The sequence below is a fragment of the Streptomyces sp. DS1-CR2 genome, from assembly GCF_055760475.1.
Genome location: NZ_CM147085.1, coordinates 671,860 through 697,281, shown reverse-complemented (window position 1 = coordinate 697,281; position 25,422 = coordinate 671,860). Strand labels below are relative to the sequence as shown.

The 25,422-nt window shown below is 69.0% G+C and carries 20 protein-coding genes and 4 pseudogenes; 9 read left to right on the top strand and 15 right to left on the bottom strand.

The genetic code is table 11. From position 1 onward, the window contains the following. The first annotated feature begins 149 nt into the window (after positions 1-149). Together ACY0PA_RS03505 and ACY0PA_RS03500 are read left to right on the top strand one after the other, a co-directional pair. Positions 150-854 (top strand): HAD family hydrolase, encoded by a 705-nt coding sequence (locus ACY0PA_RS03505; protein WP_473083270.1) that lies wholly within the window; start codon positions 150-152, stop codon positions 852-854. 1 nt (position 855) lies between these two features. Next, positions 856-1,581: a class I SAM-dependent methyltransferase gene (locus ACY0PA_RS03500; protein WP_473083269.1), complete on the top strand. Its 726-nt coding sequence runs from the start codon at positions 856-858 to the stop codon at positions 1,579-1,581. A gap of 409 nt (positions 1,582-1,990) precedes the next feature. On the opposite strand, the gene ACY0PA_RS03495 is transcribed toward ACY0PA_RS03500, so the two are convergent. From ACY0PA_RS03495 to ACY0PA_RS03485, 3 genes and pseudogenes are all read right to left on the bottom strand, one after another. Then, complete coding sequence (locus ACY0PA_RS03495) at positions 1,991-3,052, bottom strand: cation diffusion facilitator family transporter (protein ID WP_473083268.1); 1,062 nt, start codon at positions 3,050-3,052, stop codon at positions 1,991-1,993. Between the two features lie 740 nt (positions 3,053-3,792). Continuing rightward, a complete protein-coding gene (locus tag ACY0PA_RS03490; protein WP_473083267.1) occupies positions 3,793-4,209 on the bottom strand; it encodes an SseB family protein in 417 nt (138 codons plus the stop codon). A gap of 184 nt (positions 4,210-4,393) precedes the next feature. Next, a pseudogene (locus ACY0PA_RS03485) lies at positions 4,394-5,056 on the bottom strand (DNA polymerase ligase N-terminal domain-containing protein); the annotation flags it as partial. A gap of 589 nt (positions 5,057-5,645) precedes the next feature. On the opposite strand from ACY0PA_RS03485, the gene ACY0PA_RS03480 reads away from it, so the two are divergent. The 3 genes from ACY0PA_RS03480 to ACY0PA_RS03470 all read left to right on the top strand — a co-directional run bounded on the left by ACY0PA_RS03480 (position 5,646) and on the right by ACY0PA_RS03470 (position 6,842). Further along, positions 5,646-6,062 (top strand): CBS domain-containing protein, encoded by a 417-nt coding sequence (locus tag ACY0PA_RS03480; RefSeq protein ID WP_473086226.1) that lies wholly within the window; start codon positions 5,646-5,648, stop codon positions 6,060-6,062. Between the two features lie 39 nt (positions 6,063-6,101). Further along, entirely contained in the window at positions 6,102-6,266 is a 165-nt protein-coding gene (locus ACY0PA_RS03475; RefSeq protein ID WP_473083266.1) for a CsbD family protein, read from the top strand. 384 nt (positions 6,267-6,650) lie between these two features. After that, on the top strand, positions 6,651-6,842 hold the full coding sequence (locus ACY0PA_RS03470) for a CsbD family protein (protein ID WP_473083265.1): 192 nt from the start codon (positions 6,651-6,653) through the stop codon (positions 6,840-6,842). Between the two features lie 218 nt (positions 6,843-7,060). On the opposite strand, the gene ACY0PA_RS03465 is transcribed toward ACY0PA_RS03470, so the two are convergent. The 6 genes and pseudogenes from ACY0PA_RS03465 to ACY0PA_RS03440 all read right to left on the bottom strand — a co-directional run bounded on the left by ACY0PA_RS03465 (position 7,061) and on the right by ACY0PA_RS03440 (position 11,616). Then, complete coding sequence (locus ACY0PA_RS03465) at positions 7,061-7,906, bottom strand: SigB/SigF/SigG family RNA polymerase sigma factor (RefSeq protein WP_473083264.1); 846 nt, start codon at positions 7,904-7,906, stop codon at positions 7,061-7,063. 622 nt (positions 7,907-8,528) lie between these two features. Beyond that, positions 8,529-8,750, bottom strand: a complete 222-nt coding sequence (locus ACY0PA_RS03460; protein ID WP_473086225.1) for a hypothetical protein — start codon at positions 8,748-8,750, stop codon at positions 8,529-8,531. A 132-nt stretch (positions 8,751-8,882) separates the two neighbouring features. After that, positions 8,883-9,014, bottom strand: a pseudogene (locus ACY0PA_RS03455) (plasmid stabilization protein); the annotation flags it as partial. A gap of 158 nt (positions 9,015-9,172) precedes the next feature. Further along, positions 9,173-9,669, bottom strand: a pseudogene (locus tag ACY0PA_RS03450) (LLM class oxidoreductase); the annotation flags it as partial. Positions 9,670-9,835: 166 nt separating this feature from the next. After that, positions 9,836-11,146 carry a replication-associated recombination protein A gene (locus ACY0PA_RS03445; RefSeq protein WP_473083263.1) on the bottom strand — a complete coding sequence of 437 codons (1,311 nt, stop codon included), beginning with the start codon at positions 11,144-11,146 and terminating at the stop codon, positions 9,836-9,838. A gap of 101 nt (positions 11,147-11,247) precedes the next feature. Beyond that, the gene (locus tag ACY0PA_RS03440) at positions 11,248-11,616 is read right to left on the bottom strand and encodes an MmcQ/YjbR family DNA-binding protein (protein ID WP_473083262.1); all 369 of its coding nucleotides are present in this window, start codon (positions 11,614-11,616) and stop codon (positions 11,248-11,250) included. 47 nt (positions 11,617-11,663) lie between these two features. Between ACY0PA_RS03440 and ACY0PA_RS03435 the strand changes: the two are divergent. Both ACY0PA_RS03435 and ACY0PA_RS03430 read left to right on the top strand, forming a co-directional pair. Further along, a pseudogene (locus ACY0PA_RS03435) lies at positions 11,664-11,765 on the top strand (MmcQ/YjbR family DNA-binding protein); the annotation flags it as partial. 70 nt (positions 11,766-11,835) lie between these two features. Next, positions 11,836-12,426, top strand: coding sequence for a TetR/AcrR family transcriptional regulator (locus ACY0PA_RS03430; RefSeq protein ID WP_473083261.1), 591 nt, complete (start codon positions 11,836-11,838; stop codon positions 12,424-12,426). A gap of 128 nt (positions 12,427-12,554) precedes the next feature. Here ACY0PA_RS03430 and ACY0PA_RS03425 read toward each other — a convergent pair whose 3' ends face one another. The 3 genes from ACY0PA_RS03425 to ACY0PA_RS03415 all read right to left on the bottom strand — a co-directional run bounded on the left by ACY0PA_RS03425 (position 12,555) and on the right by ACY0PA_RS03415 (position 18,775). Continuing rightward, the gene (locus tag ACY0PA_RS03425) at positions 12,555-13,991 is read right to left on the bottom strand and encodes a carboxylesterase family protein (RefSeq protein WP_473083260.1); all 1,437 of its coding nucleotides are present in this window, start codon (positions 13,989-13,991) and stop codon (positions 12,555-12,557) included. Positions 13,992-14,403: 412 nt separating this feature from the next. Further along, complete coding sequence (locus tag ACY0PA_RS03420) at positions 14,404-16,641, bottom strand: SpoIIE family protein phosphatase (protein WP_473083259.1); 2,238 nt, start codon at positions 16,639-16,641, stop codon at positions 14,404-14,406. A gap of 1,006 nt (positions 16,642-17,647) precedes the next feature. Then, on the bottom strand, positions 17,648-18,775 hold the full coding sequence (locus ACY0PA_RS03415) for an AI-2E family transporter (RefSeq protein ID WP_473083258.1): 1,128 nt from the start codon (positions 18,773-18,775) through the stop codon (positions 17,648-17,650). A gap of 603 nt (positions 18,776-19,378) precedes the next feature. Here ACY0PA_RS03415 and ACY0PA_RS03410 point away from each other — a divergent pair. After that, complete coding sequence (locus tag ACY0PA_RS03410; RefSeq protein WP_473083257.1) at positions 19,379-19,591, top strand: hypothetical protein; 213 nt, start codon at positions 19,379-19,381, stop codon at positions 19,589-19,591. Positions 19,592-19,975: 384 nt separating this feature from the next. After that, complete coding sequence (locus tag ACY0PA_RS03405; RefSeq protein WP_473083256.1) at positions 19,976-21,820, top strand: glycoside hydrolase family 15 protein; 1,845 nt, start codon at positions 19,976-19,978, stop codon at positions 21,818-21,820. Between the two features lie 112 nt (positions 21,821-21,932). On the opposite strand, the gene ACY0PA_RS03400 is transcribed toward ACY0PA_RS03405, so the two are convergent. From ACY0PA_RS03400 to ACY0PA_RS03390, 3 genes are read right to left on the bottom strand one after another with little or no spacing between them, the layout of a single operon-like run. Continuing rightward, a complete protein-coding gene (locus tag ACY0PA_RS03400; protein ID WP_473083255.1) occupies positions 21,933-22,991 on the bottom strand; it encodes a cytochrome d ubiquinol oxidase subunit II in 1,059 nt (352 codons plus the stop codon). Then, a complete protein-coding gene (locus ACY0PA_RS03395) occupies positions 22,988-24,466 on the bottom strand; it encodes a cytochrome ubiquinol oxidase subunit I (RefSeq protein WP_473083254.1) in 1,479 nt (492 codons plus the stop codon). The genes ACY0PA_RS03400 and ACY0PA_RS03395 overlap by 4 nt, the downstream gene beginning before the upstream one ends. A 42-nt stretch (positions 24,467-24,508) precedes the next feature. Beyond that, the gene (locus tag ACY0PA_RS03390; RefSeq protein ID WP_473083253.1) at positions 24,509-25,348 is read right to left on the bottom strand and encodes an SDR family oxidoreductase; all 840 of its coding nucleotides are present in this window, start codon (positions 25,346-25,348) and stop codon (positions 24,509-24,511) included. Positions 25,349-25,422: the final 74 nt, after the last annotated feature.

Below are 25,422 nucleotides of genomic sequence, written 5' to 3'. Positions count from 1 at the left end.
CACCGTGCGGCAACCGCCTGCGTGATGTGTCATAGGCTGCGGGTTTCCCTGATCAACGTCGGCAAACGGCCGTGGGGACCGTGCCGTGGGAGTGGGCTGATCGTAGGGTCGAGAACAGGCAGACGAGGCTCGAGCGAGGGAGGCAGCTGATGCCGCTCGTGACGCTGCTCCATGCCGATGGGCCTCCGCCCGTCATGAGCTACTCGCACCCGGTCGCCTGGACCGAGGCGCTTGCCCAGTTCGGCCACAGTCGGGCGATGGCGCGCATCCACGGAGTGAGCGGCAGGTGCGGTAACCAGTTGCTGGACAACGTGCCTGGCAACAGTGAGGACCGTGGCGGGGCCGGGGCGGTCAGAACGGCGAATCAGGCGTTGTTCGCCCGCCTCTGGCCCAATATGCGGGCCCTTGGCAGCGCGTCTGGGCTGCTGCGGACGCTGAAGAGGCGCGGCTGGACGACTGTCCTCGCCTTCTTTGTCTCGGCGAGGGACCTTACGGTGATGTGCGGTGTCATGGATGCGGATGATGTGCTCGACGCCGGTACCGGAGGGGAGAGTGTGGATACGGGCAAGCCCGCCCCCGACCGCAGGCCTGTTGCTCTGAAGAAGGCGGGCGTGGGGCCGGCCCAAGCGCTGTTCGCCGGCGACAGCCCCACAGGGCGTGCAGGCTGCGGCACGGGCCAAGGTGCCGTTTGTCGCGGTGCCGTCCCGCGGACTCGAGGAGCGGGCCCTGCGTGCGGCTGGTGCCTGGAAGGCCACGTCGACGTTGCCGGACTCCTCGCCTGTCTCAACGGCGGTGCGCTCGCGGACCCTGCCCGCTACGCGCCCGAAATCGTTTGGCCGCAGTGCCGTGAGTGAGATGTCCGGCGCCGACTACACGGTCTCTGTCGAGTTCTACGATCTGCTCCAGGCCGAAACCGACCGCCGTTTGGCGAAACGGCGCTTCGCTGAGGCGGCCCGCCACGCCCGGCACGGGATCGTTGATGTCGGTGCGGGTACCGGGATCGTCACCGAGACCTTGCTGACCGCCTCCGCCGCGCCGGTCCACGCTGTCGAGCCGGCGGCCCCGATGCGCGCGGCCCTGCTGTCCCGCCTGGCTGGTCTGGGCGCTGACCAGCGTGCCCGCGTCACCCTTCACCCCGAGTCCATCGAGAGAGCGGGACTCGAGGAGGTCGCAGACCTGGCTGTCGCCTCCAACGTCATCGCCTGCCTCGACCCCGCCACCCGGCGCTCCACCTGGCAGGCAGTCAGCCGCGCGCTCCTGCCCGGTGGGCTACTGCTCTTCGACCCTCCGCCCACCGAACTGCCGACCGGGCGCGAGAAGGTGGGACGGCTCGGGCCGGTCCGGGTAGGCCCGGACATCTACGGCGCGGATATCACCCGGGAACCCGATGCGGGGGTCGTGCGGATGGTCTTCACCTATCACGTCGAACGAGACGGACGGGTATTGCGCCAGCAGCGGGAGACATTCGAGCTGTGGCCGGCCAGCGCTTCACAGATCGGCGCAGAACTCGAGGCACAGGGCCTGCAAGTGGTGCATGCCCCAAGGCCCGATCTTCTGGCCGCGCGCCGCCCCTCGAGTTGAGCGCGACGTGTGGGCAAACGCTGCGCACTCGGACCTGTTGCGAGTGTTGATCCTGTTCATCGATGGTCATGTCTCGTGAGATGTGGCTTCTGGCCCAGCTTGAAGCCGGACCGCGATCCTCCTCGGACAGCCGGGGCGGTGCCCGGCCCTCTGCCATCGCCGAGCCATGGGACGGGATCCGCGCAGCCCGGGATGGCTGGTCACCAACAGTTCGGAATCGGCTCCAGCGGGCCGTCGCGCGATAAATGTCCCGTGCCGGCTGCGGATCGATGTCAGCCGTCCCGTACAGCGGGACAGTCGGCCGGGTCCTGCGAGGCGACGCGGGCGGCGACCGCGTCGACGCCTGGGTGCCCGCACTGTTCCAGGGAGCAGACTTCTCTGCCGGCATGGGTATTCGTGCTCCCGCAATTCACTCCTGCAGTCCCGTGTCTTCGCCCTCGCCTCGCTCGCGTGCCTCTTGTGCCTCGACCGTCGCGTCCAGCTCGCGTCGTTCACCGGCGGCACGGGCGCGGTCCTTCGCGGTGGCCTCCGTGACGTCCAGGAAGACCTGGTCGGCGAGCGGCCAGCGGTGGGTCAGGTGCGACTTGATGCGGACGAGTACCTCTTCGACTTCCTCGCTGTCCATCCCGCCGACCAGGTCGACGCGGACGGCGACGAGTGTGGATCGGGTGCCCAGGCGCATGGTCAGCAGGGTGCTGACGGTATCGATCTCCCGCTGCTCGTCGAGAAACTCGTGGATCTCGCGGCGCAGAACAGGGTCGGCAGCCTCGCCGATCAGCTGTTCGCGCGACTGGCTTGCCAGTTGGAACGCGATGAAGACGAGCAAGGCACCGATGAGGAGCGAGGCCCAGGCTTCGTAAGCGATGTCGCCGGTGAGCATATGGAGGCCCACGCCGGCGATGGCGAGCACGACACCCAGGCAGGCGGTGGAGTCCTCGGCGAGCACCGTCCGCAGGGCCGGGTCGTCGCCCGCGCGGATCTCGCGCACCATGCCGCGCGAGGCGTGCCGGGCATTGCTGCGGGTCTGAACCAGAGCCCTCACAAGAGAGGACCCCTCCGCGAGGAGCGCGACGCCGAGCACGGAGAGACCGACGACGTAGCCGGTGCGTGTCTCGGAGCCGCCCGAACGCAATGCCTCGACCCCCTGGAAGAAGGAGAAGCAGCCGCCCATCACGAAGATGCCGACGGCGGCGAGCAAGGACCAGAAGTAGCGTTCTTTGCCATAGCCGAAGGGATGTCTGACGTCCGCGGCGCGGGTGCTGCGCTTGAGTGAGGCCAGCAGGAAGACCTCATTGAGGGTGTCGGCCACCGAGTGTGCCGCCTCGGACAACAGGGCGGGCGAGTTCGAGAAGAGCCCACCGAGCAGTTTGGCCAGGGCGATGACGAGATTGGCGCCGAGGGCGACAAGGACGGTGACAGTCGTCCTCTTGTCCTCATCCGGATCACTTCGCTGCAGCTGGGCGTCAGCCATCGTTCCACCGTGGACGCGAGCAGGGGCGAGGCAATTCGCGAGCGAGGTCGGGTCGGGGCGCGCCTGAGCAGACGGGCCGGCTACAAGGTGCTCGGAGTGGGGCGGGCTTTCCGTTCGGTCGCGGGCCGCGCCCATTCTTGAGCTCCGGCTTGCAGGAGGAGTACGGCGATGGTGGCGATACTGGGCACCGCGAAGGCGGAGTAGTCACTGCCGCGCCCTGAGTGCAGTCGTGGCAGGGACAGTGCCCGGCGAGCGCGGTGCCACGTGCTGCGGTGCACGGCTGTCCGGGCGAGCCCGTCTGCGAGGCCTGTGGACAGCAGCCCGAGAAGCACTCCGGCGGTGCTCCAGGGCGAGGGGCGTGGTGGACGGGGCCGTGGTGATGGCGTGGGTCACCTCAGCAACGTAGCCAATGTGGTCGGTGCAGGAGTGGGCGGCGCGACTGGCGGCGGTGCGAGGCGCAGCGATCAGGACGGGCGACAGGGCGGCGGCGAGCAGGGCGGCCGGTGCGCCAAGCGGCGGCTTTCTGGCTTCCGGTGTTGCGCGGCGCTGAGCCGCGCGCCGCCGGGGGTGGCGAGCGCGGACGAGGTGCCCGAGTGAAAGCCTGCCCCCCACCCGATTCACCGGGCGCTGGAGCTCGCGGAGACGGACGCTTCCGACGCGGTGTTCGTGGGGGACACGGCCTGAGGCATGAAGGCGGCCGCCAGGGCAAGGGCCGAGGAGTCCGCGGTGCGCCGTGCCACTCATGACCGGGGCGGGGCGAGCAGGGCTCGTACGCCTCTACTTGTAAGGATCACGCCGTCGTGGTGGCCGGGGTCGATGAGCAGTGCCAGGTCTTCGTCGGTGGGCCAGTTGGCTGCCAGCAGTCCAAGTTGTATCTGGTGACTTTCGAGAATGTCGGGGAGTGCCTGGCCCATTCGCTCTGCTGATGTGAAGACGGGGACGGCACGGAGGCGTGGTGGGTCGTCGATCACGGGAAGCGTCAGTCCGCCGTCTTCCGAGTGGTCGTGAGTGCCGAGATCGGTAGGTTCAGGAACGAGAATGTCGCACGCGGCCAGTGTGTCCAGCGCCGCCAGGTCGTCGGGTGCTCGGTGGAGGTCGCGTAGGGCGTCCTGGGCGGCGGCCGCGAACAGTTCCTCGGGGATGCTGTTGTCACACATCGTTTGTCCCCTCGTGGCTCCGAGTGGGCCGCCCGGCGTGGGATCGCCGGGTGGGGGTCTGCCATCTCCGCTCTCCGGTACCCAGGAGTGATCCAACTATGCGGCACCATCGTGTCCCCGGCGAGAAGGGGCTGTCACCCGGCGATGGGGGAGGGGTGTGTGCTCCGACCATCTGAGTCAAGACGTCCGGCGCCTCGGCGACCTGGCGCAGCGTTCGGCCGCTGCGGGCCGAGCGGGCCCGCCGTGGATCGGGGGTGCTGCCACCGCTCCCGTGTCCGTGACCGGTCCGAACGAGAAGCCATGTCGGCTTCTTGGCGACCCCGTCGCTCGCTTCCTCACGGCCGTGGAACCGGGTGAGTGCGTACTGGCCGTGCAGCTTCTTGCCGTGCAGCTCGAACGTGGCGTGGCCGTCCTCCAGGGCCTGCCCGAACGGCACCGGCCGGTTCCGCTTGTCATGGCTGGTCGGCCGGTACGTACCACGGTCCCAGACAATGACGGTTCCGCCACCGTACTCGCCCTCTGGGATCAACCCCTCGAAATCCCTGTAGTCCAGGGGGTGGTCCTCGGTGGGGATGGCGAGTCGCTTGTCCTGCGGGTCGGGGGAGGGCCCCTTCGGGACCGACCAGGACTTCAGTACTCCCTCGACCTCGAGGCGGAAGTCGAAGTGCATCGTGCTCGCGTCGTGGATCTGCACCACGAACGTGGGCTCCTCGCCCATGACCGGTGGCGCCTCGGCCTTCCTATCGCGCTCGCCGCTCGGCTCACTCGTCCGCTCGCCGCTCGGCTCACTCGTCCGGGCGAAGTGCCGCTTCCCGCGATAGGTCCGCAGTTTGTCCTTCTCGCTCACGGCATCTCCCTCCGCCGGGCCGCGGGTCCGTCGCGGTCGAGTACCCGTGATCGTCACGGACACACGACGCGCGGGCCAGTGGGTGACCCGTGGAATCCATGCGTTCGTGGTGGTTCCGGGCCGCGGCGGTCTGTCGGCGGAGGAGCAGATGCGCCAGGCCGGCGAGGCAACGGTGTGCGTGGCGGCGTGGCCTTCGGGTACCCGGGCGCTCCAGAGGCGGGCGTGCCTGCTCGTTCCCGGTGACAGATCGAAGAGGAGGGCCCCGCAACGGGGCACGGTGGAAACGTCATCGCGGAGCTGACAGTCGGCCATCGTGAGGTGGACGAGCTGTTCATCCGCATCGAGGCGCAGCCGGCCCGGGACACCCGGCGCCGCGAGCCGGCGGATGAACTGACGGTCGAGTGGGTACGGCACTCGGTCGCCGAGGAGCAGAACGTTTACCCGGCGATGCGTGAACACGTCGCCTTCCGCGCCCACCGCACCTCCCGGCAACAAGATCCTCGGTCCCGGCGCCGGTCTCGTCGACCACGACCACGACCTGCTGACCGGCCGCAAGCACTGAACGACCAGCATCCGAAGGGGCTGCATGATGGCAACCGCGCGAGAGATCATGACCGCAGACGCACAGTGTGTCGGTGAGCACGAGAGCGTTCTGGACGCGGCGCGCAAGATGACCGGACTCGGCGTCGGAGCGCTGCCCATCTGCGGCAGTAACGAGAGGCTCAAGGGCGTTCTGACCGACCGCGACATCGTGGTGAAGGTCCTGGGCGAGGGGAAGGACCCGGCGCACACCGAGGTGGGGGAGCTGGCCCAGGGTGAGGCCGTGACCATCGGCGCCGATGACGACGCCGTTGAAATACTGCGCACGATGTCCGCCCACAAGGTCCGCAGGCTGCCCGTCATCGACGGGCACATCCTGGTCGGCATGGTTGCGCAGGCCGACGTTGCCCGCGCCCTGCCGGACCTGCAGGTCGGACAACTCCTTGAGGCGCTGTCCACCGACTGACGAACACCCGCTGTCGACGCCGGCGACGAAGGGGTCACCATGACCGGCAAGGTCGGTAGGAACAAGGTCAAGGGCAAGGCGAAGCAGATGATCGGCAAGCTCGCCTACGACCGCCGCATGCAGGCCGACGGCAAGGCTGACCAGGCCAAGGCGGAGACGAACAAGGCCATGCGCGAGGTCCACGACCGTGGCCGCGGTGGCTAGGACTCGAGCCCGCGAGGCGATGACCGAAACTCCGAAACATGTGGAGACCATTGCCCCTCCGCTTGGTGGGCGGAGGTCTCCACATGGGGCGGCACGCCAGTCGCCGTCAGCGGTGGTTTGCTGCACACATACGCGCCGGCCACAGGCCCCCAACCCGTAGTCCTCGGCGGCGCAGCACTGCGAGCGGGGAGGCGGTATTGCGGCGGAACGATCGGCTCAGAAGCCCGCCCGGCCCCCACCCTGGCGGTCCTTCTTTACGGCGCGCAACCCCGGCCATGAGGCCCGGTGACACAGCGCGACTGTCCGGCGGGCGATCTTCCTTCGTCTCTCCTACGTTGGAGGAGCAGGCGTCACACAAGACGCCACAGAGAACTAGGAGTTGTCATGGCCGGTAAGGGCGGCACGGACAAGATCAAGGGCAAGGCCAAGCAGATGACCGGCAAGGTCACCGGCAATCGCGGCAAGGAGGCCGAGGGCAGGGCCGACCAGGCGAAGGGCGAGGCCGAGGAGTCCCTGCGCGAGGTCCACGACCGTGCCCGTGGTGCTGCTGAGCCCATGAAGCGCCGCCACAACTGATCTCTTCGTGAATCGCCTGGTGCGGTGACCGCGTACCTTCGCCCCTCCAGTAGTACGGAGGGGCGAAGGCTTGTGGCTCTCCCGCGGAGGCAGGGACGCCCGCGGGGGGCAGGGACGGCGGGGCCACGGTCACCCAGAGCGCGGGTGCCCTGTCGCGCGACGCTGAAACCCGCCCCAGACCCTCGGCGCGTCGATGTGCCGGACCGTTGTGTTTCGTTTCAGGCTGCCTGGCTGTCCTCGCCCTGCTCTCCGTCGCGAGTGGCTTCCTCGCGTACGCGCTCGCAGCTGGTGTGGATGAGGCGGGAGACATGCATCTGCGAGATCCCGAAATGCTCCGCGATCCGGCTCTGCGTCATGTCCTCGAAGAACCGCATGTAGAGGATGGTGCGTTCGCGTTCGGGGAGGTGTTCCAGGCCGGCCTTGGCGGCTTCCCGGTCGGTGATCACGTCGTAGGCCCCGTCGGATGCGCCGAGCGCGTCCGCGAGGCTGAACGCGTCGTCGTCGCCTGAGGGCTGGAGCCCCGCCTCCAGGGACAGGGCGCTGAAGCCGTTGATGGCTTTGAGGCCGTCGCGGACCTCGTCCTCGGTCAGGTGAGTGTGGGCGGCGATGGCGGCCACGCTGGGTTCTGAGTTGCCGCCGGGCTGCTGGGCGAGGTCGCGGCGGGCCCGGCGGACCGTGTTGCGCAGGTCCTGCACGCGCCGGGGGACGTGGACGTCCCACATGTGGTCGCGGAAGTGGCGGCGCAGCTCTCCCCTGATGGTGGGGACGGCGTAGGGCTCGAACCGCCCACGTTGCGGGTCGTAGTTGTTGACCGCTTTGAGCAGACCCATGGCCGCGACCTGCCGGAGGTCCTCGATGCTTTCGCCCTTGTCGTGGAAGCGGACGGCGATACGGTGCGCCACGGGGAGCCACGCCTCAACGACCTCTTCACACAACAGGTCCCGCTCGGGCCCTTCGCTCAGGCCTGCGAGGTGACTGAAGGCAGTCGCCGTGTCTGGACTGTCGTCGTGCACACGAGAGGCCGGCGCGCGCTGGGAGACCGGTACGCGTTTGTGGGTGAGCATGAAATTCGCTCCTCAACGGTCTGCTGTGGGGCCGCCGCGAGAAGCGAAGAAAGCGCTGCACCCGGACCGTCATCGACCGGGGAGCGGTACGCCGCTCGCGGTGGATGCCTCTGGTCCGAAGCACCGTTGTTGTTCACCTGTCCCCTCATTCTCTCCCCAAACGACCCCGGCCTCAAATGGGGCCCCACGTGCCCGTGCGGCCGGGTCACATCCGCTGGAGTGGTGTATTGACGGCCACTCGGTGATCTCGTTCTGTGCGGGGCGGTCTGGATCAGCGCGTCGACCCAGACGAAGGCATACGGGCCGGCGTCCAGGGGCCGGTTACGAAAGGCGGCGACCAGGAATACCTCGTTCATGCTGGCGGCCACGGAATGAGCCCCCTCCGACAGCGGCGGGGGCGAGCCGGAGAGGGGCCCGGCGGCCGAGTTGACGACGGCTATGAGGAGTTGGCGCCAAGCGTCTCACCAGGACGGTCAGCCTGGGTTTGCGGGCCGCGGACTCTTCTCTTACTTGCCAGTGCCTCAACTTGCCGTGCGCGTGGGCCCATTGGGGCCCGAAACGCCGGAGGTGCGGACAGTCGCCAGTGGCCTGCCGGTGTCCTCCGGTCACCTGTCTCCTCGTATCAGAGACGGTGATCTCGCTCTTCGTCGATGAGCGAAGTGGACGACGGCACGACGACCCGCCTGCGTTTGGCGATGCTGGTGAAGGCCAGCACCCCGATGACGCCGACGATCATCATGATCGCGCCGACCACATCGAGGTTGACGCTCCGCATCTGCCAGTCGGTGCCGAACGTGAGAATGGCACCCGCGCCGATGAGCAGAATGCATCCGCCTAAGCCCATGGGATTCGCCTCCAGTGTCGGACGGTGGTGGTGCACATTGCCTTCAGGTACCCGTGGCGTTCGCCGGCATACACGATTCGGGGGGTCTCTTGATAACCAATGTGGCGGCCATGTGGCGGCCTTGGTCGACTACATGTCCTGCGTCGAACTCCTGCTCGCACCAGGGGACTCGCCGACGCGAGCGCGTTCCTTGTTCAAGGTGCGGGCGGCGAACTTCTTGGCCCACTTCTTGCTCTCGCCCCACTCGTCGGCGCTCTCCTTGATGTGCTCGTACTCGCGTTCCTGCTGGGTATCCGATCACCGGGGCATGCGTTCCTTCTTGGCATGCGCTATTGGTCTGGGTCCGCGTCCCGTGAGTGGGCGACGCCCATGACATCCGCCCTGCGACCTGGCCAAGCGGCCCGCAAACGGCCGGGACTCCCTCAGAGCTCGCGCAGTGCGGGAAACAGTTCCTTAGCTGCCCAGTCGGTGAACGGCCGCTGGTGTTCGCCGCCGACCTGGACCACTGCCACCTCGGTGAAGTCCGCCTCGGTATAGGGGCGCACGACCTTGAAGAACTCCTCGACGTTGTCGCCGCACGGAATGGCCTGTGCCATGTCCTGTGGGGTGACGTACTGCGTGGCGCCCTCGAAGCCGGACGGGCCCGGGAGCTCGGCGTTCAGCGGCCAGCGTCCGACGGACCAGCGGAACTGGTCGTGGGCGCGGCGATCGCCGCGTCTCGGTCGGTGTCATAGCAGACCGGCATCTGCCCGATGCGCGGCTTTCCCGTGCCGCCGTGCCGGTCGAAGGCGTGGACGAGTTCCGGCTTCGGTTCGGTCGCGATGACGAGATCGGCGAGGCGGCCGGCCATTGCGCAGGACCGGCCCCCGGAGGCCGCGATGCCGACTGGCGGGAGGGTGCCGGGAAGGTCCCACAGTCGTCATCAGGGGCAAACCGGACAAGGTCCGGCGCAGGGCTCCGGTCTCTCAGAGCTACTCATTTCTGCGAACGCGGAACGTGAAGCCGCCCGCTGGCGCCGAGGGCATCTGCTCCGCAGTGGGGCGAGTGAGGGTCCGGGCGACGAATTCTTCGCGGGCGACGACCGGTTAGCGTTGTCTGTGATCGCGCAGGGCGGCCCAGTGGCGTAGGCGCTCGGTGATCTGGGCTTCGTAGCCGTTGCGGGTGGGCTGGTAGTACGTCTCGCGGTCCATGTCGTCGGGGAAGTAGTCGGCGCCGGAGAAGCCGTCGGTGGTGTCGGGGTCGTACTGGTAGTCCTTGCCGTAGCCGATGTCCTTCATCAGTCGGGTCGGGGCATTGAGGATGTGGGCGGGCGGCATGAGTGTGCCGGTGCGGTGGGCGGCGCGGTGTGCGGCGTTGAGGCCGCGGTAGACGGCGATGGACTTGGGGGCGGTGGCGAGGTAGACGACGGCCTGTGCGATCGCCAACTCGCCCTCGGGGGAGCCGAGTCGCTCGTACACGTCCCAGGCGGCGAGGGCCTGCTGGATGGCGTGCGGGTCGGCGATGCCGATGTCCTCGTTCGCGAAGCGGACCAGGCGGCGGGCCACGAACAGGGGGTCCTCGCCGCCGTCGAGCATGCGGGCGAGCCAGTACAGGGCCGCGTCCGGGTCGGAGCCGCGCATGGACTTGTGGAGCGCGGAGATCAGGTTGTAGTGGCCCTCCTGCGCCTTGTCGTACAGCGGGGCGCGCTGCTGGATGTGGTGGGCGAGCGCGGCGGTGTCCAGGGGAGTGCCGGTGTCCGGGAGAGCCTGGAGCCGTTCGGCCATGTTGAGGAGGTAGCGGCCGTCGCCGTCGGCCATGGCGATCAGGGCGCTGCGGGCGTCGTCGTCCAGGGGCAGCCGGTGGCCGGTGAGGTCCTCGGCGCGGTCGAGGAGTGTGGACAGGGCGGCTTCGTCGAGGCGTTTGAGGACGAGGACCTGGGTGCGGGAGAGGAGGGCGCCGTTGAGTTCGAAGCTCGGGTTCTCCGTGGTGGCGCCGATCAGGGTGATCGTGCCGTCCTCGACGTAGGGCAGGAAGCTGTCCTGCTGGGCGCGGTTGAAGCGGTGGATCTCGTCGACGAACAGCAGGGTGCCCTGGCCGATGGTGCGCCGGCTGCGTGCGGCGGCGAAGACCTTGCGCAGTTCGGCCACGCCGGAGAAGGTGGCCGACACCGGTTCGAAGGCCAGGTTGCTGCCGTCCGCGAGGAGCCGGGCGATGGTCGTTTTCCCGACGCCGGGCGGGCCCCACAGGATGGCGGAGCCGAGGCGCTGCTGGGCGACCATGCGGCCCAGCGGGGCGTCCGGGGCCAGGAGGTGGTCCTGCCCGACGACGTCTTCCAGCTGGGTGGGGCGCAGGCGGTCGGCGAGTGGCCGGGCGGGCTCCTCGTTGAAGAGCGGCAGGGTCGCTTCGGTCGGTTCCATCGGTCTCTCGGATCGCAGGCGGAGGTGTGCGGGCGTGGTTGAGCCTTGCACGGGGCACTGACAGGAGTGGGCTCAGCGGTTCGTGGGCGCGCTTGCGGTGCTCATCGGGTACGGGGGCGCTGGCGCCGGGGCAGCCGCTCGACGGCCAGGTCGTAGGAATCCTCGACCGCGTCGGTGACCAGCCGCTTGGTGATGCCGGGGCCCGGTCCGAGCGAGATCCAGTGCCGTTTGTCGAGGTAGCGGCCCGGTGTGATCGAGGCATAGCCGTGCACGTGCGCGCGGGCGTGTTCGGGTTCGCACTTGACCGTGATGATCTGCTCGTCCGGGTCGTCGGTGACGATCAGGAACACCTTGCCCGCGACCTTGTACACGTCCAGGTGCTTGGTGAACGGGTAACCGTGGTCCGTCCCGGGCAGCGCGAGGGCCGCGTGACGGGCCGTGTCCTGGAGCCGGTCGCCGGCTGCGCTCACCGGGCCGCCCGCGTGGTGCTGCCGTAGGTGTGCGGGTCGACGGGCCGCTCTGGATCACGCTGGAGGGCGGGGACGGCGTCGACGAGCCGCTCCTCAGGGAGCTCGTCACCGAGTCCTACCGACTCGTGGTCGCTCACCTGCCCAAGGCCGTCGATTTTAGCCTACGCCGACCCATCCCCCAGTGGCAAACCAAACGGTTTGGTCGGGTAGCGTGGAAACATGAGCGCCTCAACCCCCGCAGACTCGGTCCGCGACCGCATCGTGAGTGCCGCCAAGGCCGAGTTCTCCCAGCACGGGATCGCCGGGGCGCGTATTGACCGCATCGCCAAGGCCGCCAAGACCAGCAAGGAACGCGTCTACGCCTACTTCTCCAGCAAGGTGGCCCTCTACCGTTTCGTCTCCGCGCAGGAGCTGGCGGCCGTGGCCGAAGCGACCCGCATGGACCCCACCGACCTGCCCGGTTACGCCGGCCGCCTCCACGACTACTTCACCGACCACCCCGAACGCTTCCGGCTCATGAGCTGGGGGCAACTCGAGCTCGACGCCGGCGACTCCCTGCCCCACGACACCTTCCGCGAATCGGTGGCCCGCAAGCTCGAGCAACTCCGCGAGGCCCAGGAAGCCGGCCAGCTGGACGCCGACTGGGACCCGGTCGACATCCTCGTCTTCGTCCACCAGATCGCCACCGCCTGGGCTGCACAGCCTGACCTGCTGCCCCCGCACGGGGAGGACCGCGCCACGTTCCTGACGGCACGCCGGGCCGCCATCGTCGCGGCCGTCGAGCGTCTGTTTCCCGCGACTGCGAACTGACAGGTGCCCCCTGCGCTGGTCGCCCCCTGGGGTGTGAAGGTGGAGCCAGGGCTCCGGGCGCAGGTCCCCGGGCGGTCAGCCGGTGGCGGACCTGCGCCGTTCCGCGTCTCTGTGTCGCCCGACGGCTGTCAGGGGCGGTCGATGCCCTCCCACAGGCCGAGGGCTTCCTGGTAGTGGCCTGTGGCCTCGTAGGGAGGGTTGCCGACGCTTTCCGCGGTGGGCCGGTCCGTGACAGCGGGCCACAGACGGGACTGCTCGCCGGTGGCGAAGTCGAGCACGATGTCGCGGATACGCGTGTCACGCTCGGCCTGCTCCGCGCTGCGGCCCGGCTGCTCCTGGCCGACCAGGGCGTACATCTCGGTGCCGTGGTAGGCGGGAGCACCCTCGGCGGGGCCGATCATCAGGAGATGCGCGTTGCCGCCCGCGGCGGCATGGGCCAGGGCACCGCGGGCCGCGGGGAGCGCAAAGAGGTAGTCCGCCATGAGCGCGGCACGGACCTCGGCCGGGGTACGGCCGCCCCGGTCGTAGGTATCGACGAGCCTCTTCGCGCGGGAGCGGGGAATCCGCCACCCCGCGACCTCGTCGACGATGCGGTCGAGGGTGTGCGGGTCGAACCGGTCGAGGTCGTTCGCCACCCACCAGCCCATATCGTCACTGGCCATGCTCAGCAGCACATCGACATCGCGGTGCGCGCCCGAGGCCAGGACGTCCATCGGGTGGGCGTGCACCACCGCGCCGGGCTGCCCGATGTCCAGGACGACGCCAGTGGCCTTGTTGTCCACCCCGCCCCGGACTCCGAGGTCCGTCGGAGCGACCTTGCGCAGGGCGTCCCTCAGGGAGGCCGGGTCGAGGTCGAGCAGCTTCTCCGGGTTGTCCGCGACGCCGAGTTCGGTGACGAACCGCTCCGCGAGATCCTCGGCCCACCAGGCCGGAATGCTACGAGCGGGCCCGCCGGAGAACCCGGCCAGGCGCCGGTACAGGCCGTTGGCGGAAGAGGCACCGAGCAGCCCGAAGGTGGTGTAGGCGCCACCGCTGTGACCGTAGACGGTGACCTGGTCGGGATCGCCGCCGAAGTGGGCGATGTTCCGCTGGATCCAGGTGAGCGCGGCGATGACGTCCTGCAGGAAGAGGTTGCTGGCCTCAGCCAGAGCGCCGCCGTACTGCGACAGCGAGAGCGCGCCCAGCGCGCCGAGCCGGTAGTTGATCGACACACCCACCACGCGCCCCGACGCGGCGAGACCGGCGGCGTTCGAGGTGATCTGCGTGTTCGCGCCGTACTCGAATCCGCCACCGTGGATGTACACGGTCACCGGGAGCGCCTTGCCGGCCGGCTGCTCGGGCGCCCACACGTTCAGGTTCAGGCAGTCCTCGCCCGTCCCGCTGTCCGCTTCGAGCCAGTCACCGCTGTCGGGCTGGACGGAGACGACGCCCTTGCGGTCGTAGGGGAGGCCCGGATCGAAGTCCGCGACCACCGGGCGACGGTACCGCTCAGCGGTGGCGAACGGGATTCCCCACCAGGACCGCACCCCTGGTGCAGTCGGGGCCTTGGGACGGGTGGCGGTCATGACATGCCCTTCCGGCGCGGCTCGGGTGATTCGCGCGCTGTGTCGGCGGCTGGTTCTCGCGGTGACGCTCCCCCATCGTTCCCCGGGATCCGACAAATCGTCCGGCGGACAGCGGTCACCTAATGGTCACCAGGTGACACTTCGCTGCTCCTCTTCTTCTCGTAGCCCAGGCTGCCGCGGGCAGGTTGGGGCGGGGCCTGAGGTCCTGCCGTCAACGGGCCCGGTGGACCTTGGCCAGGGAAGCCCGCCGAGCAGGCACAGCACGGCGCCACCGGTGAAGGCGGGTCATGTACCTGTTGCCGCCGAGGTTGATCAGCAGCGGAGGCGCGAACGGTATGGAGGCCGGCTCAGGCGGCTTGGCCGAAGCCGACGGCAGTCAGGTTCGTGTGGGTGCTGACTCGCTGCGCGTGGCTCATCCGGCATCCGGTCCGGTGGTTTGCGAGTCGAGTTCGGCCCAGACGGTCTTGCCGTACTCGCGGTAGCGAACTCCCCAGCTTCGGGCGAGTGTTGCGCAGATATACAGTCCGCGTCCGCCTTCGTCCGTCGCCTTGGCGTGGCGGGGGTAGGGGGCGGCGAGCGCGGCGTCGTCGATTTCGCACGTCAGAGTTGTCTCCCCTCTGATCAGGCGGAGGGCGATCGGGGGAGTGCCGTAGCGGATGGCGTTGGTGACCAGTTCGCTGACGACCAGTTCGGCGGTGAAAGGGTCGATGTCGAGGCCCCATTCCTGAAGGCGTGTCCGTGTCTGCTCCCGGGCCGGTCCGGCCGACTGGAGTTCGGGCGGCACATCCCACTGGGCAACCTCGTCCGGGGGCAGGCGCCGGGTGCGTGCGACGAGCAGGACACGGTCCGGGGCCAGGAGGTGTTGGACGTCGTCTGCCATCTGCTGCGGTCCGTGATCCGGATGCGCGAGGGCGGCGGCCAGGCTGCCGCGCGTGGGGCCTTGCTCGCGGGTGGCCGCGGGAGAGGCGAGGATGACCGTGCTTCCCTCAGGCAGCACGAGGCTGGTGGAGGCGAACGGAGGGCCGTCCCCTCCCAGGAGTGGCCCCATAGGCAGGGGGGCGGTGTCCACGGTGCCGTCCGGGCGGACGATCGCGAACAGTGAGCGGCCCGCCCGTGCGGCGTCGAGCCGTCCGCTGACGGGGTCGTGGACGGCGATGGTGCAGTGCACGGTGGGTTCGTCGATGCTTCCCTGCACGCTCTTCTGCTCGCGGGCGAGGCGCAGGACGGTGGAATGCAGCCGGGCCAGGAGTTCGTGCGGGTCGAGGTCGAGGGTGGTCAGGGCCTGGACCGCGGTCCGCAGGCGGCTCATGGTGGCGACCGCGCTCAGGCCCGGACGCTCGACCTGTCCCACCACCAGCGCGACGCGGGCGCCGGGCAGGGGCAGCGCGTCGAACCACGATCCCGCACCGCTGCCGCCCGAGCGGTGGCGCTGGGCGATCTCGGCGGCCCGCTGGGTCTGCCGTTCTTGCCCGATGGGCCAGCTCTGCAGCGCGGTCATGACGATGTGCTCGCGGGTGAAGCGCAGCGCGTTCTCCAGACCGCTCGCGGTGCGCGCGGTGATGCCCTTCGCCAGGTCCACGTCCCCGGAAGTGAACGGCTCGCCGCCGCGCCGACGCTCGAAGGCGACCGCCCCGAAGACCTGGCCCCGTGCCGACAGCGGCGCCACAAGCCGAGGCCCATAGGGGGTGCTGCCCGAGTGAGCGCCCTCTACCGGCAAGATGGTGACCGACGACGGCAGCTTCGGGCCGAACAGCGCGGGCAGCAGAGTCGAACCCGTCGGTGGTGGCGGGTAGTCGGCGCGGGTACTGCCCGCCGCAGCACAGAGCAGCAGCCTCTCGCCGTTGAGAGCCGCGAGTTCAGGCGCCTTCCCCTGAAGGACGGCGTCGGTGAGTGCCACAACAGCACTGTCGGCGAAGTCCGGCACCGTGACGTCCACCATCTCGCGGGCCGTGCGTTCCACGTCGAGGGTGCGCCCGATCATTGCGCGGGCCCTGTGCAAGAGGCGCAGGCGGGCCTGTGCGCGCTCTCGCGCGGTCACGTCCACCGTCGTGGCCACCAGTCCGAGAGTGCGGCCCGCCCCATTGCGCACGCGATAGACAGAGACCGAGAAGACGTGCTCACGCTCCGGGTCGACGGCTGGCCGGCCCCGCAGCAGGACATCACGGGTCGGCCGGCCCGAGACGAGGACCTCACGGAGCATGCTTTCGTCGATCCGCAGGCCTATGGACGCGTATGCCTCCACGGCCGGCAGTCCGATGACGTTCTCCAGGGCGATGCCACGCATGCCGATGGACGATGGGTTGACCCGCAGGACCCGCAGCTGCGGGTCCAGGAAGTGCAGACCGACATCTGCCTGGGTGAACACGGCGTCCAGGATCGCCTCACCCAGACCCAACAAGTCCTCGTCCCCGCCTCCTGCGCTGCCCTCGTCCTTGTCCTGCCACACCCCCCAGGTCCGTTCGCGGGGCTCCTGCACCAGCGGCACGATGCGCCACGCCCGCCCGCGGGCAAGGGAGCCGACGACCTCGAACACACTGCTGCCCAGGACGTGGGCCGCCGTACGGCAGAAGAGGTGTTCCGCTGCGACGCTCCACCCCACGACCTGGCCCTGAGCATCCACAGTGAGGAGAGGCTCATCGTGAGCGGGCATCGGGCATCCTCACCTGTTCGTGCCGGCAGCACTGTCTGCGGGCCGGTCCCCTCCGTGCGCCGGCGCGGCACCCTGGCCTCGAGTTCGGCAGCCCGGACGCGGCGCGGCCCCGCAGCAGGCACGTCGGGTTGTGCCGCCTGCCGTCCCGCGCCGTACCTCTGTTCGCGGGCGAGTACGGCCTCGGCCTCGCCTCCGGCTTCGGCTTCGAGGCTGATGTACGGTGCGCCGGTGCCGTCGACCCCCACGTAGTGCAGCGTGCCACCGGTGAAGGCCCAGGGGCAGCGCCGGGGTAGTCGATATTCGGCGCCTCGACCGGTCCGCCGTAACGGTTCATCGCGCAGAACCCGACATCGTCCAACCCGATGTACACGACGTTCGGCGCCCCTTCAGGAGCCTTCGGCTGCTCGTAGGGCGACCAGTCCGCAACGGGGTCACCGACGTCGAGAATTGCCACTGCGCGAGATGCCGAAGTCACCGCTCACACCTCTTACCCCTGGACCCCCACCGCCGGCCGACGGAGGCTGCTTCCCCCATGCTTCGCCCACACAGAGCTGCGCGCCCGGTGGCAGACGGTCCGTGTGGGCCGGCCGAGTGGGCCGTCCGGGGGAGTGGTGGCTGCCGCTCGTTCGGCAAGGCAGGTCAGCGCACGAGGCACCGGCCCGCCGGAGGACACCCCTCCGGTCTGCGGACAGGTCGTCGAAGGGTTCATGGGCCAGGAGCCGCAGGCTGAATTCACGGCTGACGAGCCCGAGGGACTCCGGCTCGGTAGTCAGAACTCCGAAGCCGCGGTGCGGAAGCGCGCGGGATGGTGCACTCTCTGATCGGTCACAGCCGCCCCCGCTGTTCGGCTTCGACTCGTACAGCGGCGGCGGCCGGGGCGCGGAAACGAGTCGATATCGCGGCCCGCCGCCCGGTGGCCGGGACGGCTTGATCGCGTCGGCGGGCGGGCCGGGGCCGACGTGCAGTGGGCGCCCGGCGAACCCTGGCCCCTTGGGCCCTCAGCGTCTCAGTCCGGCGAGCGCCCGGGGTGGTTCGGCTCGGGCCGGGCGCGCGGGATGCGGAGCTCGCAGAGCACGGACCAGGCGACCGACACCATGGGAACGGACACGACCGCGCCGACCACTCCGGCCAGGATGCTGCCGGTGATAACGGAGAGAGCCACCACCACGGGGTGCAGCCGCACCGCCCAGCCCAGTACCAGTGGATGCAGTACGTGGCCTTCGATCTGGCCGACGATCACGATCAGGGCGAGCACCACGATCGCGGTGACCGGGCCCCGCGCGGCCAGGGCGACGACCGTGGCCACCGCCAGGGCGATGGGTGAGCCAACGAGAGGGACGAAGGCGGCGAAGAACTCCAGCAGCATCAGGGGCAGGGCCAGCGGCACGCGCAGCGCGAACAGGGCGATCCCGACCAGTACGGCGTTGGATGCCGCCACGATGATGATGCCCCGCGTGTACCCGGCGAAGGTGCGCCACGCCGCTCGTCCCGCACGGCCCCAGGTGTCCCGAGCGCCCTCCGGCAATAGATGCTGGAACCAGTACCAGTACTTGTCCCCGGAATGCATGAAGAAGAAGGAACAGAACAGGGCAAGCGCCGCTGCGGTGAGGACTTCCACCAGCCGCCCGGCGCCGCTGAGCACGCTGCTGATGAGTTCCGAACGGTGCTGAGAGACGAACGTGGACACCTTGCCCTGCAGATCCGAGAGCACCGCGTGGCTCACGTGGAAGGGGGAGCCCTCGAGCCACCGTTGGATCCGTCCGATGCCCCCGGAGAACTCCTGCCCCAGCCGTGTCGATTCCCCCGCGATCAGGCCGCCGATCAGCACCAGCAGCCCCAGCACGACCACCAGGCTGCCCACCACGCTCAACGCAACTGCTGCGGCCCTCGGCAGACGCCGCGCCAGCAGATCAGCCGGCGGACGCAGCACCGAGGTCACGACCAGCGCGAGGAAGAGCGCCACACCGACCAGCTGCAATCGCCCCAGGATCGTGAAGGCCGCGTACACGGCCGCCCCGAGCAGCAGCAGCCGCCATGCGTACGCCGCCGCCACGCGCAGCCCGCGGTTCACAGCCGCGCCGTCGTGGTCCCCGGCGCGCCGTACCGCCGTCCCAGCCGTACGTGCCCGCGCCATCGCCCCCACCCCGCGGGCGGGCCGGCTCCCCAGCACGACATACCGCCGCCGTCGCCCACCGCGACCGGAGCGTGGACGCGAGCCGGGCCCGCCCGGCTGCTGCCGCTGCGAACGACGCGAACCGTCGTCCACTTGCGTGTCACCGCCTCCCGTCGTCGAGTTGCGCAGCTACCTGTTCCGCAAAGGGAAGCTTCGAACAACGCCGTCGGAATCATGTGACTGGGCCGGAGCGGAGCGAACACAAGGGCGTCATGGACAGGGTGTGGCTGTAAATGAGCCGTCGCAAGCCGGGAGAGTGCCGACGGCTCCGACTCTTCGACTGGGGCGAGATCCTGGCCGTGCGCCCTCGAAGCCATCCGTGGCGGCGTAACGCCCCTCGGACATCGCCGTCGTCGGCGAGCGCACGGTCATCGCGCGGAGGTCCGCCGAGGCCCTCGGGCAGGCGGCCGACTTCTTCTCGGCCGAGCTGACCGGGCGGGTGAGGCTCCTGGCCTCGTAGAAGAGGAGGGGGCGCCGGGTCGTTTTGGACACAACCGGCGTGTGTCTGGCAAGGTCGCCCGTCCGTTCCCCTATGAACCGGAAGGACGTGGCGCGGTGACCGAGGTGAGCACTCGCAGTGTCCAGGAAGCCGCTGCGGTCGAGCAGCTGCGTGCGAGCACCACGACGCTCTCCATCCCCCAGGGCTTCGAGCTGTGGGAGCCGCAGGAGATGGAGGACTGGCTGAGCGAGGTGGAGGAGGACCCGGACGTCTCGGACGTCGACTTCTACGAGGCCCGCCAGGCGGTTCTGCGAGCGATGGGCAAGGACGCCGACTGACGGCGGAAGGCCGGACGTCCTGCATGGCGTCGGCAGGCGTGGTGAGGGATCTTGTTCTTTTAAGGACGCTCCTGGAACCTGTCATGCCTGGTCTACTTCGCGGGCCCAGGACGTCAGGACACCCACGCCACGCCCCTTCACCACAGGGGTCAGGTGCTCTTGAGAACACGAGAGGGCGGCCTCCCTCGACGGGAATCGCCCTCACCTCACGGGTAGGGCCATTCCCCCTTCGGCGCAGCGGCAGCACCGCCGTCACCACGTGCGGCTCCCTCGTCAGGACGGTTCGGCGTCGGCGGCCTACGCTGATCGGGGCCGCTCAGTCCACTTCATCCGCGGCGTGACGGTGCCCTGAGTGTGGTCGGCCGGGCTGAAAGGGGTCTGCACATGGACGACTATCCTCTGATCGAGGATCATGGCCTGATCGGTGATCTGCAGACCGCGGCCCTCGTGACAACCGATGCGACGATCGACTGGTTCTGTTGTCCGCGGTTCGATTCACCCAGCGTCTTCGGCGCTCTGCTCGACCGGAGCAGAGGCGGCCACTTCACCGTGCGGCCGACTGCGGGGACGTACACCACCAAACAGCTCTACCATCCGGACACCGCCGTTCTGGTGACGCGCTTCATGACCGAGGCCGGGGCGGGGGAGGTCGTCGACTTCATGCCGGTGACCGGCAAGACCGCGACCGACCGGCACCGTATCGTCCGCATGCTGCGCTGTGTCCGCGGCAGCATGACGTTCGAAGGAGAGATCGCTCCGCGCTTCGACTACGGCCGTAAGCCGCACGAGCTGCACCGCACGGAGCACGGGGCTCTGTTCACCTCGGAGGACCTGGACCTCGCCGTCCATGCCGTCCGTGAGCCGCAGGACGAACGGCTGTTGAACGTCCTCTCGGCCGACGAGAACGATTTGCGCTTCTCCCTGACCCTGCGGGCGGGGCAGCGGCGCGGCCTGGTCTTGGAATCGTCGCCCGGGGGGCCTCCGCACGAGGTCCGCGTGGAGGAGTTCGAGCGACTCTTCGACGAGACAGTTCGTTTCTGGCGTTCGTGGCTGGGGCAGTCCACCTACTCAGGCCGCTGGCGGGAGGCGGTGGAACGTTCGGCTGTGACGCTCAAGCTCATGACGTACGCGCCGACCGGCTCCCTGGTCGCCGCCCCCACGACGGGACTGCCCGAGCAACTGGGCGGAGAGCGCAACTGGGACTACCGGTTCACCTGGATCCGCGACGCCTCGTTCTCGGTGTACGCCCTGCTGGGTCTGGGATTCAGGGAAGAGGCGGCCGCGTTCATCAACTGGCTGCACGAACGCGTGAAGCAGGAAGCCGGCCAGGGGAACGGCTCCGGGCCGCTGAACATCATGTACCGGGTCGACGGCTCCGCCGACCTGGTCGAGGAGACACTGGAGCACTGGGAGGGGTACCGCGGCTCCGCCCCGGTCCGCATCGGCAACGGGGCGGCGAACCAGCTTCAGCTGGACATCTACGGCGAGGCGCTCGACAGTATCTACTTCGCGCATCAGCACGGCATGCATCTCGACAACGGGGGCTGGAAAGCCCTGCACACACTGCTCGACTGGCTGGTCGACCACTGGGACCAGCCCGGCGAAGGGCTATGGGAGACCCGCGGCGGCCGGAAGGACTTCACCTACGGTCGAGTGATGTCCTGGGTGGCCTTCGACCGTGCCGTGCGGATCGCTTACGACGACGGCCGTCCCGCTGCCGGCGGACGCTGGGTTGACGCGCGGGACGAGATCTACGCGCAAGTGCTCGACCGTGGGTGGGACGCTGAGAAGCAGGCCTTCGTGCAGCACTACGGCGACGATGTGCTCGACTCGTCGCTGCTGCGCATGCCGACGGTCGGCTTCATCACGCCGGACGACCCGATGTGGAAGTCCACCTTGGACGCGATGGAAAGTGAGCTGGTCAGCGACAGCCTCGTCTACCGCTACAACCCGCAGGCGTCCCCCGACGGGCTGCGCGGCTCCGAGGGAACCTTCTCCCTGTGCACGTTCATGTACGTCGACGCGCTGGCACGCGCCGGACGTACGGACATGGCCAGGTTGGTGTTGGAGAAGATGCTCACGTACGCCAACCATCTGGGCCTGTACTCCGAGGAGATCGACCTGACGGGGCGGCAGTTGGGCAACTTCCCGCAGGCCTTCACGCACCTGGCACTGATCGACGCGGCGATCACCCTGGACTCGATGCTGCAGGGTGCGCGGAGGGATTAGCCGTACCACCGTCAGGGCGAGGCCGAGAAGGATCTCGTCGTGGGTCACAGCGGCTTACTCCGTCGAGGGCCGGTCGCGAAGGGGGATGTCCGGACTGGACACGGTCAGGCGATCAGCTGTCGCCCACTGCTCCGTCGCCGCCGGTGCCGCTTCCTCCGCGCAGGTCGGAGTCGGTGAGCTCTTCCAGCTCACCGTGGGTGTCCAGCCAGTAGAGGAGCACGACGGCCGGCACGACGACCACCAGGGCCACCAGGGTGACGACTGCCAGCCACGTCAGCGTGGAGGGCGCGCCGGCGGCGTCGGCCACGGTCAGGGAGGTGGGGAGCAGGTAGGGGCGCTGGGCCATGCCCCAGGCGATGACGGCGGACGCGACGACTGCGACCGCCGTGACGCGCACCCACGTTCCCGGCGTCCGCCGGAGCAGCCAGGCGGTTGCGAGAGCGGCCGCTCCGGCCACGATGACGAAGAGCAGCCCCAGGCCGTGGGTGAGTCCGTGCCACACGTAGGGGGCGTCCTCATGGGTGACCAACCCGGTGACCACCGCCAGGACGGTGAGCACGGCGAGACTGCTCAACGCCCGCCGCCTGAAGTAGCCGACCAGATCGGGCGCGTCGAACCTGCGCGAGTCCCCGGTGAGGAACACCGCCCCGAGGAACGCCGTGGTGGCGATGGCGACCAGTCCGAACACGAGCGAAGTCGGGCTGGTCCAGACGTCCGCCGAGGCCTCGGTACCGGGAGCCACGCGTTCCGACGCGACTCCGCCGACGGCGGCACCGAGGAAGAACGGCGTGATGACCGAGGCCAAGGCGAACACGGCACCGTACAAGCGTCGGCCGACGAGCCGTTGGGAGGGTTTACGCAGTGCGAAACCGGCGCCACGTAGGACCATGCCTACAGCTGCCAGGGCCAAAGGGAGCCACATCGCGGAGAACACGGTCTGGAACAGGACGGGGAAGCCGGTCCACATGATGACGAGAACGAAGATCAGCCAGACGTTGTTCACCTCCCATACGGGGGCCATGGCGTGGTCGATGAGCCACCGGGGACGCCGACCGCGTTCCGTGCCTCCGGCCGTCAGGTCCCAGAAGCCGGCTCCGTAGTCCGTGCCGCCCGCGCAGGCGTACGCGGTAACGGCCAGGAGCAGCACCACGGCGATGAGGGCGGCGGTCATGGGCCGTCACCGCCGGATCGGCCGTTTCCGGGGCCGGCGGCGGGCACGTCACCCGCGGGAAGCGAAGCCCGCGGCCCGTAAGGGATGTCGGCCTCCGGCGTGTGGGTACCTGCCATGGCCTGCTGCTCGTCGGCGAGCCGCCAGCGCGTGCGCATCTTCAACACGACGGCGAGCAACGAGCCGAAGAGGAACACGTACACCACCAGCACCACACCGAGCATGATCCACAGGCTGGTGGAGCGAGTCGAGGTCACGGCCTCGGCGACCCGCATGTTCCGGTAGACGATCCAGGGCTGGCGCCCCACCTCGGTGGCGATCCAGCCGCACTCGACGGCCACGACGGAACCGACACCGGCACAGGCCGCGGAGCGGTAGAACCATTTCGAGGCGGGCAGGCGGCGGTGCCGCAGCCAGACGAGCCCGTACCAGAGTGCGAGCAGTACCAGCACGGACCCGATGAGGACCATGATGTCGAAGGCCCAGTGGGCGATGGTCGCCTGCGTCGCCGTGGGGCGCTGGTCCGCCGGGACGGAGGTGAGCCCCACCACCTCGGTGTGCGCACTGAATCCGGCCAGCACCGAGTCGAGCAGCGGGATCTTGATGCCGCCCGAGACGGTGCCGTCCTCGTTCATCCGCCCGAAGAGGTATTCCGGCACGCGGGTGTCGGTTTTCCAGACGATCTCCATCGCGGCGAACTTCACCGGCTGCTTGTGGAACACCGACCGGGCGATGGAATCGCCGAGGAAGAACTGCACCGGTGCGGCGACAGCGGCGATGGTGAACGGAACGGCGAAGCCGAGCCGATGGTAGTGGTCCCGGCGGCCGCGCAGCCAGCCCGTGGCATAGACACCGGCCACGATGAAGCCCGCGGTGAGAATCGTCGCTACGACGAAGTGCCAGTACTGCGGTCCGAACATCGGCGTGAAGATCGCCTTCCAGACGTCCACGTCGACCGGGTTGCCCCCGGAGTCGAGCGAAAAGCCGTGTGGCGTGTTCATCCAGGAATTGGCGGCCAGGATGCCGAAGGCTCCGAGCAGCGCGGCGAAGGGCAGGGGCAGCCCGAGAAGGAAGTGCGTCCGCGGCTTCAGCCGCCGCCATCCGTACAGGTAGATGCCGATGAGCACGGCCTCCAGGAAGAAGGCCCACGCCTCGACGCCGAATCCGATGCCGAAGACGTCACCCCAGCGTCCCATCAGGCCCGGCCACAACAGACCGAACTCGAACGACAGCACCGTGCCGGTGACGATGCCGAGGGCGAACTGAACCGCCATGACAGCCGACCAGCGTCGTGCCAGGAGCAGTGCCGTGGCGTCCTTGCGGCGCAGTCCGCGGTAGTGCATGACCAGGGTGATGAAGGGGAAGGCCACGCCGAGCGGCACCAGGATGATGTGGGAGGCCAGAGTGAAGGCCATGAGTTCCCGGGCCGGCAGGAGTTGGGCCGGGGCATCAGCCAGCAGGTGGAGCGAGGTGGGCATACGTGCCTTCGCCGTTCGTGGATGTGAAGGGCTGGGAGAGGGTCATCCGCCGGTGGCGAAGCCGGGGAAGAGGGTCATGCCGCCGTCGACGTACAGGGTCGTTCCCACCACGTAGTCCATGAGGTCGGAGGCGAGTGCGACGACGGCGTGGGAGATGTCGTCGGGGTCCCCGATCCGGTCGTACGGGATGAGCCTCAGGAGGTCCTTCTGTGCTTCGGGCGTCTCCCAGGCGGCGCGGTTGATCGGCGTCTTGATCGCTCCCGGGGCGACCGCGTTGACGCGGATCTTCTCCGGAGCAAGTTCCTGGGCCAGGGTCTGCATCATCATCTGCACGCCGCCCTTGGAGGACGCGTAGTTCACGTGACCCGACCAGGGGATGATCTGGTGTACGGAACTCATGCAGATGATCTTTCCGGCGGAGCGGGAGACCTCGGGGACCACGCCCCGGCGCCGGAACTCCTTGGCTGCCTCCCGTGCACACAGGAACTGACCGGTGAGGTTGACGTCGAGGACCTTCTGCCACTGAGCGAGGGTCATCTCCGTGAACCGGGCGTCACGTTGCAGTCCCGCGTTGGCCACGAGAACGTCGATGGTGCCGAACTCCTTGACCATTCGGTCCATCATGGCGACGACCTGGTCCTCCTGGGACACGTCAGCCTCGTAGGCCGCCGAGCGCACCCCGAACGAGGCGATCTCCCCGGCCACCTCCTCGGCGGCCTCTCGACCCGCCACGTAGTTCACGACCACGTCGGCGCCGGCGCGCCCCAAGCCGATGGCCGTGGCCTTACCGATGCCCGAATTGGCACCGGTGACAAGAGCCTTCTGGCCGTGCAGCAAACGCGCCGGGATCACACCTTGCGGCGCTCCCACGGGGGAATTCATGCCGTCCTGCCTCCTCGCTGCGCGGTTGCGCTGAGTCCGGCGCCAGCTGTGCCGGGCGGCATCACGCAATCACC